This window comes from Neisseria lactamica, from assembly GCF_901482445.1.
GTDB lineage: Bacteria > Pseudomonadota > Gammaproteobacteria > Burkholderiales > Neisseriaceae > Neisseria > Neisseria lactamica.
On sequence record NZ_LR590477.1, the window covers coordinates 1,422,379 to 1,437,833 of the forward strand.

Here is a 15,455-nt window from a genome sequence, read left to right on the forward strand (position 1 = left end):
ATACCGTCTGAAAGCATCAGGCGACAAACAGGTGGATTGAAAATAATATCAGGCATATTATAACGTTATCCGCACCAAACCCGCAGTGAAATTTTTGACGCAGCAACAAAAATACCGTTCATATTGTTCACAATCCAAGGAGAAAACATGGGCAGCAACGCATGGCTGTTTTGGGCATTGGCATCGGCAGGCTTCGCCTCGCTGACCGCCATTTTCGCCAAAATGGGTTTGCAGGGCATCGATTCCGATTTCGCCACCTTTATCCGCACCTTGGTGATCCTCGCCGCTTTGGTACTGTTTTTGACCTACACCGGCAAATGGCAGGGCGTAAACGGGTTTACAGGAAAAAACTGGACATTCTTAATTCTGTCGGGTTTGGCGACCGGCGCATCTTGGCTCGCCTACTTCAAAGCCCTGCAACTGGGCAACGCCTCGCAAGTCGCGCCCGTTGACAAATTCAGCCTGGTCTTGGTCGCGCTGATGGCGGTGGTCTTTTTGGACGAACGCCCGAACACGCAGGAATGGATAGGCTTGGGACTGGTAACGGCGGGCGTGTTGGTGCTGGCGTTGAAACGTTAAACCGAATCCGCCATACCGTCTGAAACCGGGTTTTTACTTCCAAGCCCCTGCAAGGGCTTGCGCTTCCTTCAGACGGCCTGCCGTGCCGACATCCAGCCACAAGCCCGTATGCTTCTGACCGCTGACGCGGTTTTGCCGCATTTCGTTCCGCAATACGGGCGCGAGTTTTGTCGTGCCGCCCGCTTCGATGCCTCCGAACATTTCAGGGCGGTAAATGCCCGCGCCGCTGAATGTCAGCCCGTTGCCGCCGGATATTTCCGCCTGTACGCTTCCGTCCGGCAGCAGGGAAAAATCGCCGTCAGGATGGTGCGGGGGATTTTCCACCAGCCACAGATGCGCCCGAATATGCCGGGGCAGGGACGATGCCGTCTGAAACGCCGCCGCGAAATCAATGTCGGTCAATACATCGCCGTTGACGACCAAAAACGGAGCGTCGCCCAACAGCGGCAATGCCTGCGCGATGCCGCCTGCCGTTTCCAAACCGCCTGCGGGTTCGGGCGAATAGGCAATGTTCACGCCATAAGCCGAGCCGTCGCCCAAAGCATCTTCTATCTGCCGACCCAGCCAAGCGTGGTTGATGACGATTTCGGTAAACCCCGCCTGCTTCAGACGGCATAAGTGCCAGCCGATCAGGGGCTTGCCCGCCACGTCCAGCAGCGGCTTCGGAGTGGTGTCGGTCAAAGGACGCATACGCTCGCCGCGCCCCGCCGCCAGTATCATCGCTTTCATAATATCTGTCCGAATATCAGTCTAAAGACCGGAACTGCCGTCTGAAATACAGCAGCGCGGGGCGTTTGCACCCGCAGTTTTTGATTTCGTCGAGCCTGACGTAAAACACAAAATGCGTGCCGATTTCATGTTTGCCGACAATATGCCCGTGCAGGTGCGCCAACGCGCCCTCTATTTCAAGCTGTCCGGTTTTGCCGCGATGCCAGATGTGGTAGGCAAACCGCTCTTCGGGCGACAGGCCGGTCAGCCCGGCAAAATGTTCGGCAACATCCTGATGTTCGTCCGCCAGCATATTGATGCACAGTCTGCCGTTTTCCGACAGAATCGGGACAATCCGCGCGCCCCGGTTGATGCACAGCATCACGGTCGGCGGCTCGTCCGTCACCGGCGCAACCGCCGTCATCGTGATGCCGTAACGCCCTGCCGCCCCGTCTGTCGTGATGACGCAGACCCCTGCCGCAAAAGATGCCATCGCATCGCGGAACGAAATTTGAAAATTTTTCTGCAAATCCGTCATTTTTCCCCTTTAAGCCGTCCCCTATATAAGAATGCTGCACACAAGGCACTCCCTATGTGCAGCAATCCCGATCCGGAATCCCGCCGGGCGGGCGTTTCCGCGCATTGCGGCATTTTACGGATTCAGCGCATCCCTGATTTTGGCGAGATCCGCCAGCAGCTCCGTAAGCATCAGCATTTTCTCGCGGCCCAGCACTTCCTCGATAGCGTCGTAACGCTCGTCCACTTCTTCGCCGATTTCCTCATACAGCTTCTCGCCCTCGTCAGTCAGCTTCAGAAAAACGCGGCGTTGGTCGTTGGAAGGTTTCAGGCGGACGACCAGGCCCGCTTTTTCAAGGCGGGTCAGGATGCCGGTCAGGCTGGGGCGCAGGATGCACGCCTGATTCGCCAAATCTTGAAAGTCCAGCGTGCCGTTTTCCGCCAAAAGCCGGATAATCCGCCACTGCTGATCGGTAATGTTTGCCTGACCCAAAATAGGTCTGAATTGGGTCATCAGGGCTTCCCTTGCCTGCACCAGGCCGATATTGATGGAAGCGTGTTTGGATGGGGTAGCCATTGCTCAAGTCTCCAAGTTGTCGAAAATCAAACCCTCAAACCGTCTGCGGGCATCATTTTGATACGACCGTTATACAACAAAACGAACAGATGGGGAAAATATGCCGCAAACCGCATCGGATTGCCGATTATCCTGTCCGAAAATATTTTAATGGTTATATCTTAATCTATTTTTCCCATAATCACAACAAGGGATTACACCGGCAGGCGCGCCGGCTCTTTCCCAAAAAACAAAAGCCGCCGCATCCGCCGCGCAAGGCATATGCCGTTTTATTCTCTACATAGCGGAAAGTTTAACAAAAACAAAGGTTAACCGAAAACATCCGCCTGAAAAATTCTTGCGCGTAAGCCCCAATAACTACTGATTCCCGTCGTATAGTGGACCATTTTCCCATTTTTGACCAAAACGACAGTCGGCGTTGCCACAATCCGCCAAGACCTTGCCAAACCCCCGTCCTCATCGTTGACCGTCGGAAAGCCCAAGCCGCGTTTTTCCATATACGCCCCCACTTCCGCCGAACTGCCGGAACGTACCGCCACGCCGACGACCGGAACGCCGTCCGCCGCCAAATCATCGATTATCGGCGACTGATAACGGCACACGCCGCACCAGCTTCCCCAAAAATACACCAAAACCGCCCTATCCCGTCCCAATTGTTCCAAAGTCAGCCGCTGCCCCGACAGCAGGGTCAAAACCTGCCGCGCCGCGCCCGCCGGTTCGTCGGGCTTGCGTACCCAATCCAAAAACAGCGACACCAATAAAAACACCAATACCGTCCGAACGGCAAATTTGATGCCCGAAAGCAGTTTCTTTTTCATACGCCCCCAAACGGTACGCCCGCGCAACCTGCAGGCAAACAAAAAAGCCAAGTCCTAAAACTTGGCTTCCGGTTATCTGGTGGGTCGTGAGCGATTCGAACGCTCGACCAACGGATTAAAAGTCCGCTGCTCTACCGGCTGAGCTAACGACCCGATAAGCCGTGCATTATACAGCACCATCCTGCCTCGTCAAGCAAATTTTACAGGCTTAATTGCAGGCCACTGTTTGCACGGGATATTTTGGCAACAGATTTTCACAATCCGCCGCATACCGTGTAAAAGTTCGCACAAGGAAAGGCAAACCGCCCGAAATCAATGTACACTTTCCGCCCGTTTCCCAAACTGCACACAGAAACACACATTATGAACATACAAAACATCCGCACCCTCCTTGAAACTGTCAGTATTCCGAATACGGCACGCACGCTCGGCAGCGAAAAGGCCGTCCGCTCGGTCGAACAGCGTTCAGACGGCATCCATATCGCCCTGCATTTCGGCTTCCCCGTCGCGCACATTGCCGCCGCCGTCGCCGATTCCGTGCAAGAAACCCTGATGCCCGAAACAGGCAACACACACATCCATCTGTCCATGGACACGGAAATCGGCACACACAAAGTCCAGCCCGGCGTTACCACCATCAAAGGTGTGAAAAACATCATCGCCGTCGCATCGGGAAAAGGCGGCGTGGGCAAATCAACAACCACCGCCAACCTTGCCGCCGCGATGGCGCGCATGGGCGCACGCGTCGGCGTGCTCGATGCCGACCTTTACGGCCCGAGCCAGCCCACGATGCTGGGGGTGGACGACCGCAAACCCGATCAGAAAAACCAAAAACTCATTCCCGTCGAATCTTCAGACGGCATACAGGTTATGTCCATCGGCTTTCTCGTCGATACCGACCAAGCCGTCGTCTGGCGCGGGCCGATGGTCAGCCAAGCCTTGCAGCAACTGATGTTTCAAAGCGAGTGGGACGAAGTGGACTACCTGTTTATCGACCTGCCCCCGGGTACGGGCGACATCCAGCTCACGCTGTCCCAACGCATCCCCGTAACCGGTTCCGTCATCGTAACCACGCCGCAGGACATCGCGCTGATAGACGCACGCAAAGCCGTGGATATGTTCCGCAAGGTCAACATTCCCATTTTAGGCGTATTGGAAAATATGTCCGTCCACATCTGCACCAACTGCGGACACAGCGAAGCCCTGTTCGGCACGGACGGCGGCAAAGACTTGGCGGCACGCCTCAACGTCCCCCTGCTCGGACAGCTTCCATTAAGCCTGCCCGTGCGCGAAGCGATGGACGGCGGCACACCGGCGCAACTGTTCGACAAGCACCCCGCCATCGCCAAAATCTACACCGATGCAGCATTCCAAATCGCCCTGAGCATTGCCGACAAAGGCAAAGACTTCAGCAGCCGCTTCCCCAAAATCGTCGTCGAATAAAGCCCCGCCCGAAACCGCAATGCCGTCTGAAACCCCGCGCCTGCCGATACGCCGTCATTCCCGCGCAACGAGCCGTAGGGTGAGATGTAGGGTGGGCTGTAGGGTGGGCTTCAGCCCACCAATCCCACCATATCCACCAACTCCACCGATGTCGCCAATCCCACCGATTCCGCCGCATCAAAGGTTTTCGGCGAACCGGCGTGATTCGGCGGTTTCGGTTTTCGGCGGAAATGGCTGAATTGGTTGGATTTGACGGAATCGTTGGAATTGTTGAAATTGGCGGAGTTGGTTGGAATCGGTTGGATTTGACGGAATCGTTGGAATTGTTGAAATTGGCGGAGTTGGTTGGAATCGGTTGGATTGGTGGATGTGGTGGGCTGAAGCCCACCCTACAGCCCGCTTTGCACCTACAACCCACTTTGCACCCGCTGAAAGAAATATGCCGTCATTCCCGCGCAGGCGGGAATCCAGACCTGTCGGCACAGAAACTTATCGGGTAAAACGGTTTCTTTAAATTTTACGTTCTAGATTCCCGCCTGCGCGGGAATGACGATTCGAGTATTCCTAATAGTAACCCGCCACATCTCGCCTACATCCATCCTGCGTATTCGCCATACAGTCCTGTTCCGGAGCGCGCGGATAAGGCGCGATGCCGCCGGCGGGCATCATATTCTTGGAATAGCGCATTAAAAAGAGTATGATAATGGAAACACGGAAGATTCCGGCAATGCCCGTGCGCCGTTCCCGTCCGTCATTACGGACGCGCGAGGCGGATGCGTAAGGTGGGTTGTAAGGTAGGATGTAGGGTGGGACTGGTGGATGTGGTTGGAATTGACGGAATAGGCGTGATTGATGGATTTGGTAACATTGGTGGAGTTGGTGGAGTTGGTGGGCTGAAGCCCACCCTACAGCCCACCATACAACTACCGCCGTCATTCCCGCGCAGGCGGGAATCTAGACCTTTCGGCACGGAAACTTATCGGATAAACGGTTTCTCTAGATTCCGCATCCTAGATTCCCACTTTCGTGGGAATGACGGGATGCAGGTTCGTAGGAATGACGCGGTGCAGGTTTCCGTGCGGATGGATTCGTCATTCCCGCGCAGGCGGGAATCCAGACCTGTCGGCGCAGAAACTTATCGGGTAAAACGGTTTCTTGAGATTTTACGTTCTAGATTCCCACTTTCGTGGGAATGACGGGATGTAGGTTTGTGGGAATGACGGCGGCGGAATCGGCGGGATTGGTGGAGTTGGTAGGATGTGGTGGGCTGAAGCCCACCCTACAACTCACCTTACAACCCGCCCCGCAACCCACCTTACGCATCCGCCTCACGAAACACCCCGCGCCCTGAAAATCCGCATCACGGCGCATATTGCGATATTTACGGCCAGGCGGGAATGCCGTCCGGCCATCGGGAAAACAAACGGAAGGAAAACGATATGAAAAAAACACCCAAACGGCACTTGCTCCGCCATACTGCGGTTTATACCGCGATGCTCTTGGCGGTATCGTCCCAACAGGCGTTCGGCGTGGGCGATACTGCAAATTTCAATTTTATCGTCAACGACGACGGCAGCGTAAAAGGCGATCAGACACCCGGCGGCAAGGGCGTACGCACGGGTAAGAAAGAAACTTTCCCAATCGGAAGCTCTACACGCCCGGGAAGAAACATATGTAGGGAACTGGGTATCAAATTTGATGCCACACAAGGGTGTCCCTTTTTCGCCGCAACAACTTATGAACTCACCTACGCAAATACCGACACGCTGCTTGCGGGCAAGAACGGTGGGAAGCTGATTCTCGGCGGCGGTTCCGCCCCGCTGTGGGGCAAAGTTTCCGGGCTTGATGCCGACAATATGGCGGGGCGCAAAACCGACAGTTGGCTGACGACCGTCCATAAAGGGAAGATGGGTTACGATTTTACCGGCTTGAGTTGCTTCCTCAAGGGCTTGGGTGTCTCGACGGGTCAAAGCCGCCAGTGTCCCGACCTGCCCTTCCAGTTTTTTTTCGACTTTACCAATAGCGCGCTCGACTCCACATCGGTGGGAACCAGTTCAGACGGCCTGCCGATATACAAGCTGACAGACCATCCGTGGCTGGGCGTTTCCTTCCAATTAGCTTTATCGGATGGGAAAACGCCGGAAAACTGGCTCGCCATTCAGAGAGACCATACCGAAGTCAGCAAAATGATTACCCAGCCGACAGGGGAAAGAAGCAAGGGTCAAGTATTCGCCCTGCGCGCCAAACTGCATATGCTGGGCAACTCCGGCAGCCTCAACGCCCAAGAAATCAAGCTGGGCGAGATTAGTATGCCCAACTTCGCCTTTATGCCGCATAACGAAAACGGCAATGGGCGGACAGCAACTATATATAAGGTACGCGAACAAGGCCATATCGACGTAAAACTCCAGCTTCCCAGCATAGGCGCGGGCGGCTGTACGCGGGCGCAATATACCGCCGCCGGCCCGGACGGCAGCCAATACGCCATTGTCGCCCCAGCCCCTTTGGGCGCGGGTTTCCCGGGCGGTGCTGCGGCGGTCGTTACCGATCCCAAGTCGGCAAGCAGCCGCATCCTCTTTTACACCTTGGATAAAAACAATAAGAAAAACGGCGGCGCGGATTATCTGCCAAGCAAAGGTTTTACCGAACCCGTCTTTGCCGGACGCAAGGCGGCAATCCGCTTGGCAAACGGCGTATCCTTGAGCGACAGCAATATTAACGGCATTACGAATGGCACATTCGGTATCGGCGATAATGGGAATAATCAGCAAGAATGGAAAGACGTGTTATTGCGCTGGACCGACAGGCGCGATGGAAACGACAATCAGTTTAACTATTTTAACAATGCGATAGATGCCTCAACACGCGGCAAACTGTATAGCCAGCAATACCGCATCCGCGACAACGGCAAACGCGATTTGGGCGACATCGTCAACAGCCCGGTAACGGCGGTCGGCGACTATCTGGCAACCGCCGCCAACGACGGGATGGTGCATATCTTCAAAAAAAGCGGCGGCGGCTACAATCTGAAGCTCAGCTACATCCCCGGCACGATGCCGCGCAAAGATTTGGATAACCAAGATTCCGATTTGGCAAAAGACCTGCACAATTTTGCCAACGAAAACTACACGGGCGGTTTGTACGGCGTGGACGGCGGCTTTGTCTTGCGCCAATACAAAGATCGCGTGTTTATGTTCGGCGCGATGGGTCAGGGCGGCAAAGGCGCGTATGCCTTGGATTTGACTAAAGCCGAAAGCAATCAGACCGGCGTTTCCCTGTTTGATGTGAAGAATGGAGAGAATGGCGCAACATTAGGCTACACCGTCGGTACGCCGCAAATCGGCAAAACCCACGACGGCAAATACGCCGCCTTCCTCGCTTCCGGTTATGCGACTAAAGATATTAACAGCGGCGATAATCAAACCGCGCTGTATGTGTATGATTTGGAAAGCAACGGTACGCTGATTAAAAAAATCGATGTACCCGGCGGCAAGGGCGGACTTTCGTCCCCAACGCTTGTCGATACGGATTTGGACGGCACGGTCGATATCGCCTATGCCGGCGATCGCGGCGGCAAGATGTACCGCTTTGATTTGGGCGGCAACGATCCGACCAGATGGTCTGCACGCGCCATTTTCAACGGCACGAAGCCGATTACTTCCGCGCCCGCCATTTCCCAACTGAAAGACAAACGCGTCGTCATCTTCGGCACGGGCAGCGATTTGACCGAAGAAGATGTGGCAAGCCAAGACATCCAACACGTTTACGGTATCTTTGATAACGATACGGATTCTTTGCCGGCAGAAGACGGTTTGGGCAAAGGGCTGCTTGAGCAAGTGCTGACAAAAGACGGCAGTACGCTGTTCTTGAGCGACTACAAAAGGTCTGACGGCTCGGGCGATAAGGGCTGGGTAGTGAAATTGCAGCCCGGACAGCGCGTTACCGTCAAACCGACCGTGGTATTGCGTACCGCCTTTGTAACCATCCGCAACTACAATGCCAACGGCTGCGGCGCGGAAACGGCATTTTTGGGCATCAATACCGCCGACGGCGGCAAGCTGACGAAGAAAAGCGCGCGCCCCGTCGTACCGGATAACCGCGTGGCAAAAAAAGTCGGCGAGAAAAAAGACGCGAAAGGCAACAATATCCCCGTGGGCTGTATGGAAAAAGGCACTGAAACCGTCTGCCCGAGCGGATATGTTTATCCGAAACTGCTGACCGCAAGCTATTTGGACAGCCAAAAAACAAGCGATCACCCGACAACGGCAGACGGCGACGCGGGCGGCAGTGGCAATGACAACACCCCCTTCCAAAAATCCGGCAACCGTTGCTTCTTCAGCAAAGGCGTGCACACGCTGCTGATGAACGATATGTCCGACTTGGACGTTGCCGGCCCGATCTGCAATATGAAACGGGTAAGCTGGCGCGAAGTCTTCTTCTAACCCGCCCGCGCGTCCGATTCCCCCGCAAATGCCGTCTGAAAGGTCTTCAGACGGCATTTTTTTGCGTTTTTCGGAGGGGGCGGTTCGTAAAAAGCGGGTTGCAGGGCGCGATGTAGGATGGGTTGCAGGGCGAGATGTAGGGTGGGATGTAGGGTGGGCTTCAGCCCACCAATTTCACCGAGTTCACCGCATCAAAAATTTTTGGCGAACCGGCGGGATTCGGCGGTTTCGTTCTTGGCGGAATCGGCGGAAATGGGGAATTTACGGGATGGGTAATATTGGCGGAATCGGTGGGCTGAAGCCCACCCTTGTATATTGGAATCACCGTATCATAGCAACAAACCGCCCGGCCGCCACCCGCGCCCACCCAAGGCACACAACCGTTGCGCAGCTCAGGGAGCGGCAGGGCAACCCATCGACACAACCGGACAGTTGCCGGACAACACAACCGAATGCAAGGCAGGTTGATGATGAGTACCCGATACCATTACGCAGGCATAGTGAATTAACAAAAACCAGTACAGCGTTGGCTCGCCTTGCCGTACTATTTGTACTGTCTGCGGCTCGCCGCCTTGTCCTGATTTTTGTTAATTCACTATATCGACATCGCCAAACGAAACTTCGTCATCGCCGTTTCGTCTTTGTCTAAAACCAAAACCGAAACCAACAACCCAAAAGGTATCGCCCATACTGTCGAATACCTTAAAAAGCACAACGTCGCCCTCGTCGTGACGGAAAGCACCGGCGGTCTCGAAATCCCCGCCGCCAAAGCCATCCGCCGGGCAGGCATAGCCGTGATTATCGCCAACCCGCGTCAGACGCATCAGTTTGCCCAGTCGCAGCCGCTGACCAAAACCGATGCCAAAGATGCCAAAATGCCCGCCTTCTTCGCGCAGATGATGATGCAGAAAGAAGGTTGGCAAACCATGCCCTACCAACCGCCCACCGAAGCGGAAGAAGTGTTGGAAGCCTTGGTCAACCGCCGCAACCAACCGGTGGATATGCGGACTGCCGAGAAAAACCGTCTGCATCAGGTTCACGAAACGCAAGTCGGAAGCGTCAAACAACTGATTGCCCATTTTGACCGGCTGATTGGCGAATCGGACAAACAAATCGACGACCACACCCACACGCATTTTGACGGCAAAGCCCAAGTGGCAGAGCAAATCAAAGGCATCGGTTCGATAACGACGGCTACGCTGATGGCGATGCTGCCTGAGTTGGGGCGGCTGAGCCACAAACGGATAGCGGGTTTGATCGGCATTGCCCCGCACCCGAGGGAGAGCGGGGAAACCAAATTCAAAAGCCGCTGCTTCGGCGGAAGGTCTGCGGTGCGTAAGGCGCTGTATATGGCTGCCGTGGCAGCGGCACGTTTTGAACCGCTTATTCGGGATTTCTACCAACGCCTGCTGTCCGAGGGTAAGCCGTATAAGGTTGCCGTTACGGCATGTATGCGCAAACTGCTGACGATATTGAATGCCCGGATACGTGATTATTTTGCCGAAAACGATACCGCCGAAAACGATATCCGGACGGCTTGATTTGAGTTTTGGTATTTTTGCCCGACGGGGTGAAAAATACAGTTGCTACAGCCCACCCTACGGCTCGCTAAAAACAAAAAACAGAAAAAAGCCTGTCTGACGACAGGCTTTTTGTTGATACCAATCTTTGCAGATTAGAATTTGTGGCGCAGACCGACGGTGCTGGCAGTCGATACGGTTTTGCCTGCGCCTTTGCCTTCTTGCAACCAGCCGGCAGAAACCAAGGCAGAAGTGCGTTTGGAGAAGTCGTATTCCGCACCGACAACCACTTGGTCGTAACGGTTGTCGCCGTCTGCTTTAGCAACAGTGCCTTTGAAGCCGTGGGCGTAAGAAACGCGGGGCGTTACGTTGCCGAAGCGGTATGCCACGGTAGCGGCAACTTCGGTTTGAGAGTTGTGCGAATTGGGAGCAGCGGCCAGTTTCGCATCTTGTTGTTGTACGGCTACGGAAGCGTACAGGGCATCATTGTCGTAACCGCCGACCAAACGGTGAACTTGCAGTTTTTCAACAGGCTCGCCGACTGTGGCTTTAGTGCCTTCGCCGTGTCTTTGGAACAAACCGGCGTATTGTGCGAAGAAGCCGCTGTTTTGGTAGTTCAAACCAACGTGGTAAGATTCGCCGTTTGCACCTGAATTGTCTTTAGGCGCGTATTGTACGCTGCCGCTGAAGCCAGCAAATTCGGGAGAGTCGTAGCGTACGGATGCGTAGCGGTGTTCCGGAGCGGAAATTTTGCTGACTTGCAGCACGTCTTCGGTAGCCTTGCCGGATTCCCAAGCGTTGACGTTGTCGCCGGTGCTTTTCAGGATGCTGTTCAGGTTACCAGCGCGGACGGTACCGAAGCCGCCTTTCAAGCCGATGAAAGATTGTTTGTTGCCCCAGCCGCTGTTAGTGCCAGCGATGGAGGCGCTTTGTTCCAACTGCCAAATGGCTTTCAGGCCGTTGCCGAAATCTTCTTGACCTTTGAAGCCGATTTTTGAACCGAAGTCGGCGATTTCGCTGCCGGTTTTCACTTCAGTTACTTTGCCGTCTGTGTGTTTTACAGTACGGTAGGTTTCTACGCCGGCTTTGATGGTGCCGTACAGGGTAACATCGGCCATTGCTGCAACAGGAAGGGCTGCCAAAGTCAGGGCAATCAGGGATTTTTTCATTGCTGTATTCCTTTTTTGGTTAAGAAATTTAAGCGAACCGGGCTTTCCGAGCCGCTTAGCTTTGCATTTACCGCCGACGTTTTCGGCGATTCCTTGTTTGAAACTATAAATGTTCCCGCCCAAAAAAACAAACTTCTGCCCGCCCGATACGGGCAATGCGTGTACCGGAATTGGAAGCTGAAGGGGATTTGTTTGTTTTTCTTGTTTGAAAACATTGTGTTGTGATTTGCTTTTAAAATTTGCATTTTTACAACACTTATCGGAAAAGGGGCGGGGCGGGAATGAAATCTGCCGCTGCAACGGGGTTTGCCGCACCGAATGCGCCCGAAATGCCGGTTTAAAGCCATTTGGGGGGATCGGGGCGGACGATGCCGTATGCCTCGGGATAATCGACACCGGTCAGGTAAAGCCCGTCGGGCATAAAGGTCGGGGGGGCTTTGAGGCGGCTGCGTTCCCGTATGAGGGTGGAAAAACCCTCTACACTGAGCCTGCCGCTGCCGACATAGACGAGCGCGCCCATAATGTTGCGTACCATATGGTGCAAAAAGGCGTTGCCGTGCAAATCCAGGCGTATCAGCCCGCCGGTTTGGGCAAGGGTTGCGCTGTAAATGGTTTTGACGGGGGATTTTGCCTGGCATTCGGCGGCGCGGAAGCTGGAAAAATCTTGTTCGCCGACCAATAAGGCGGCAGCCTGCCGCATCGGCCCGATGTCGAGTTTGAGGTGTGTCCAGCCCGCCCTGTTTTTCAACAGCGGGGAACGGACGGGGGAGGATTCGAGCAGGTAGCGGTAGTGCCGTCCGTATGCGTCGAAGCGGGCATGAAATCCGGGGGAGGTCTGCCGGGCGTGCAAAACGGCTATGCCTTCGGGCAGCGCGGCGTTTGTGCCGCGTATCCAGGCTTGTGCCGGACGGCGGGCGGCGGTGTCGAAATGGACGACTTGGGCGGTTGCGTGCACGCCGGTATCGGTCCTGCCGGCAACGGTGGTGGCGACAGATTCTCCTGCGATTTGGGCGAGCGCGTCTTCCAATGCCGTCTGAACGGTCGGCACGCCGCCCGCCTGTTTCTGCCAGCCGTAAAAACGGCTGCCGTCGTAGGATAGGGTCAATGCCCAGCGTTGCGTGTCGGGGGGTTGTGTGTTCATTGCGGATTCTGCCGGTGGGTTTCAGACGGCATTGTATCTCAGATTTTGCGGGGAAACGAAACTGCCGAATCGCCAAAACCTTTGATGCGGTGAAATTGGCGGAATCGGTGGGCTGAAGCCCACCCTTGTATATTGGAATCACCGTATCATAGCAACAAACCGCCCGGCCGCCACCCGCGCCCACCCAAGGCACACAACCGTTGCGCAGCTCAGGGAGCGGCAGGGCAACCCATCGACACAACCGGACAGTTGCCGGACAACACAACCGAATGCAAGGCAGGTTGATGATGAGTACCCGATACCATTACGCAGGCATAGTGAATTAACAAAAACCAGTACAGCGTTGGCTCGCCTTGCCGTACTATTTGTACTGTCTGCGGCTCGCCGCCTTGTCCTGATTTTTGTTAATTCACTATATCGACATCGCCAAACGAAACTTCGTCATCGCCGTTTCGTCTTTGTCTAAAACCAAAACCGAAACCAACAACCCAAAAGGTATCGCCCATACTGTCGAATACCTTAAAAAGCACAACGTCGCCCTCGTCGTGACGGAAAGCACCGGCGGTCTCGAAATCCCCGCCGCCAAAGCCATCCGCCGGGCAGGCATAGCCGTGATTATCGCCAACCCGCGTCAGACGCATCAGTTTGCCCAGTCGCAGCCGCTGACCAAAACCGATGCCAAAGATGCCAAAATGCCCGCCTTCTTCGCGCAGATGATGATGCAGAAAGAAGGTTGGCAAACCATGCCCTACCAACCGCCCACCGAAGCGGAAGAAGTGTTGGAAGCCTTGGTCAACCGCCGCAACCAACCGGTGGATATGCGGACTGCCGAGAAAAACCGTCTGCATCAGGTTCACGAAACGCAAGTCGGAAGCGTCAAACAACTGATTGCCCATTTTGACCGGCTGATTGGCGAATCGGACAAACAAATCGACGACCACACCCACACGCATTTTGACGGCAAAGCCCAAGTGGCAGAGCAAATCAAAGGCATCGGTTCGATAACGACGGCTACGCTGATGGCGATGCTGCCTGAGTTGGGGCGGCTGAGCCACAAACGGATAGCGGGTTTGATCGGCATTGCCCCGCACCCGAGGGAGAGCGGGGAAACCAAATTCAAAAGCCGCTGCTTCGGCGGAAGGTCTGCGGTGCGTAAGGCGCTGTATATGGCTGCCGTGGCAGCGGCACGTTTTGAACCGCTTATTCGGGATTTCTACCAACGCCTGCTGTCCGAGGGTAAGCCGTATAAGGTTGCCGTTACGGCATGTATGCGCAAACTGCTGACGATATTGAATGCCCGGATACGTGATTATTTTGCCGAAAACGATACCGCCGAAAACGATATCCGGACGGCTTGATTTGAGTTTTGGTATTTTTGCCCGACGGGGTGAAAAATACAGTTGCTACAAGAGCGTTCAGACGGCATTGTTTGCGTTTTCGGGATGGGGGCAAATGAAACGCCGACAAACCGATGCCGTCATTCCCGCGCAGGCGGGAATCTAGGATGCGGAATCTCAAGAAACCGTTATACCCGATAAGTTTCTGCACCGACAGGTCTGGATTCCCGCCTGCGCGGGAATGACGGGTTTCAAGATTGCGGTGTTGTCGGGAATGACGGGTTTCAAGATTACGGTGTTGTCGGGGATGACGGTTCGGGTATTTCCACGTCCGCCCCGCGCCTGAAACGGCGAGTGCATCAAAAATGCCGTCTGAAGGTTCAGACGGCATCGGTATCGGGGAATCAGAAGCGGTAGCGCACGCCCAATGAGGCTTCGTGGGTTTTGAAGCGGGTGTTTTCCAAGTGTCCCCAGTAGTGGTAGCGGTATCCGGTGTCCAAGGTCAGCTTGGGCGTGATGTCTATGCCTACGCCTGCCACTGCGCCGAAGCCCACGCGGCGGATGCTGTGGCTTTCGTGGACGGGCGGGTGGACATCTTTCAACCCTCCGTTAGGAATATTGCCAATAATTATTTCAGCTTTATCTTCTAAAGCAATGCTGTGTCTGATTTTGCCTAAACCAACCCGTACGCCGGCATAGGGTTTGAAGCGGGTGCCGGTATCGAAATCGTAGATGGCGGAGATGCCGTAGTTGGATTCGGCTTTGAATGTGCCTTTGTCGGTGTGGTCGGCAATTAGTTTGACAGAAGTGCCGTTTTGAACTGATTTGTTTTGTTCTGTGCGAATATGCTTGCCGTGTTTCCACTTATTATAGCGGGCGTAATCGAGGGCGATGCGCCAGTTGCCGAAATCGTAGCCGACGGAAAGGCGTGGGTGTGTGGAGCGGGTTTTGATGTCGCGGTAGTCGTCGAAGACTTTGGCGTTGTCGGCGGGATAATCGTGGGTAATGTGTTCGTAGGCGTAGTTCAAATCCGCCTGCACATAGGGGCCGCGGCCATTGTCTTCACTTGCCGCCTGCGCTGCGGAAGAGAAGAGAAGAGAAGAGAAGAGAAGAGAAGAGAAGAGAAGAGAAGAGAAGAGAAGAGAAGAGAAGAGAAGAGAAGGGGTTTTTTAGGGGCTGGATTCATTTTTCGGCTCCGAGATTCG

The 15,455-nt window shown here is 54.8% G+C and carries 14 protein-coding genes and 1 tRNA gene; 6 read left to right on the forward strand and 9 right to left on the reverse strand.

All coding sequences use genetic code 11. The features are described from left to right. Positions 1 to 147 precede the first annotated feature (147 nt). Entirely contained in the window at positions 148 to 579 is a 432-nt protein-coding gene (locus tag FGL10_RS07525) for an EamA family transporter (protein WP_002240016.1), read from the forward strand. A 33-nt stretch (positions 580 to 612) separates the two neighbouring features. Here the strand turns inward: FGL10_RS07525 and murU are convergent, their stop codons facing one another. From murU to FGL10_RS07550, 5 genes are all read right to left on the reverse strand, one after another. Further along, a complete protein-coding gene (gene murU / locus FGL10_RS07530) occupies positions 613 to 1,308 on the reverse strand; it encodes an N-acetylmuramate alpha-1-phosphate uridylyltransferase MurU (protein WP_003710834.1) in 696 nt (231 codons plus the stop codon). Positions 1,309 to 1,324: 16 nt separating this feature from the next. Continuing rightward, positions 1,325 to 1,825: a 4-hydroxyphenylacetate 3-monooxygenase, reductase component gene (gene hpaC / locus FGL10_RS07535; RefSeq protein ID WP_003710832.1), complete on the reverse strand. Its 501-nt coding sequence runs from the start codon at positions 1,823 to 1,825 to the stop codon at positions 1,325 to 1,327. A gap of 114 nt (positions 1,826 to 1,939) precedes the next feature. Then, positions 1,940 to 2,380, reverse strand: a complete 441-nt coding sequence (gene hpaR, locus FGL10_RS07540; RefSeq protein WP_003710829.1) for a homoprotocatechuate degradation operon regulator HpaR — start codon at positions 2,378 to 2,380, stop codon at positions 1,940 to 1,942. A 308-nt stretch (positions 2,381 to 2,688) separates the two neighbouring features. Then, a complete protein-coding gene (locus FGL10_RS07545) occupies positions 2,689 to 3,198 on the reverse strand; it encodes a protein disulfide oxidoreductase (protein WP_003710827.1) in 510 nt (169 codons plus the stop codon). Positions 3,199 to 3,275: 77 nt separating this feature from the next. After that, positions 3,276 to 3,351: transfer RNA gene (locus FGL10_RS07550), tRNA-Lys, on the reverse strand. Positions 3,352 to 3,561: 210 nt separating this feature from the next. On the opposite strand from FGL10_RS07550, the gene apbC reads away from it, so the two are divergent. The 4 genes from apbC to FGL10_RS07580 all read left to right on the forward strand — a co-directional run bounded on the left by apbC (position 3,562) and on the right by FGL10_RS07580 (position 10,624). After that, positions 3,562 to 4,641 carry an iron-sulfur cluster carrier protein ApbC gene (gene apbC, locus FGL10_RS07555; protein WP_036470280.1) on the forward strand — a complete coding sequence of 360 codons (1,080 nt, stop codon included), beginning with the start codon at positions 3,562 to 3,564 and terminating at the stop codon, positions 4,639 to 4,641. Between the two features lie 230 nt (positions 4,642 to 4,871). Then, complete coding sequence (locus FGL10_RS07560; RefSeq protein ID WP_003710820.1) at positions 4,872 to 5,141, forward strand: hypothetical protein; 270 nt, start codon at positions 4,872 to 4,874, stop codon at positions 5,139 to 5,141. 897 nt (positions 5,142 to 6,038) lie between these two features. Next, positions 6,039 to 9,083, forward strand: coding sequence for a PilC family type IV pilus tip adhesin (gene pilC / locus FGL10_RS07565; RefSeq protein ID WP_003710813.1), 3,045 nt, complete (start codon positions 6,039 to 6,041; stop codon positions 9,081 to 9,083). 584 nt (positions 9,084 to 9,667) lie between these two features. Then, positions 9,668 to 10,624: an IS110 family RNA-guided transposase gene (locus FGL10_RS07580; RefSeq protein ID WP_003711642.1), complete on the forward strand. Its 957-nt coding sequence runs from the start codon at positions 9,668 to 9,670 to the stop codon at positions 10,622 to 10,624. A 134-nt stretch (positions 10,625 to 10,758) separates the two neighbouring features. On the opposite strand, the gene porB is transcribed toward FGL10_RS07580, so the two are convergent. Both porB and truA read right to left on the reverse strand, forming a co-directional pair. Further along, entirely contained in the window at positions 10,759 to 11,772 is a 1,014-nt protein-coding gene (porB, locus tag FGL10_RS07585) for a trimeric porin PorB (protein ID WP_036470733.1), read from the reverse strand. 337 nt (positions 11,773 to 12,109) lie between these two features. Continuing rightward, a complete protein-coding gene (truA, locus tag FGL10_RS07595) occupies positions 12,110 to 12,913 on the reverse strand; it encodes a tRNA pseudouridine(38-40) synthase TruA (RefSeq protein ID WP_003711606.1) in 804 nt (267 codons plus the stop codon). Positions 12,914 to 13,314: 401 nt separating this feature from the next. On the opposite strand from truA, the gene FGL10_RS07600 reads away from it, so the two are divergent. Further along, complete coding sequence (locus FGL10_RS07600; protein WP_003711642.1) at positions 13,315 to 14,271, forward strand: IS110 family RNA-guided transposase; 957 nt, start codon at positions 13,315 to 13,317, stop codon at positions 14,269 to 14,271. Positions 14,272 to 14,427: 156 nt separating this feature from the next. Here FGL10_RS07600 and FGL10_RS12610 read toward each other — a convergent pair whose 3' ends face one another. Together FGL10_RS12610 and FGL10_RS07620 are read right to left on the reverse strand one after the other, a co-directional pair. Then, positions 14,428 to 14,610, reverse strand: coding sequence for a hypothetical protein (locus tag FGL10_RS12610; protein ID WP_080549691.1), 183 nt, complete (start codon positions 14,608 to 14,610; stop codon positions 14,428 to 14,430). 44 nt (positions 14,611 to 14,654) lie between these two features. Continuing rightward, positions 14,655 to 15,290, reverse strand: coding sequence for an opacity family porin (locus FGL10_RS07620; protein WP_036470799.1), 636 nt, complete (start codon positions 15,288 to 15,290; stop codon positions 14,655 to 14,657). Positions 15,291 to 15,455 lie beyond the last annotated feature (165 nt).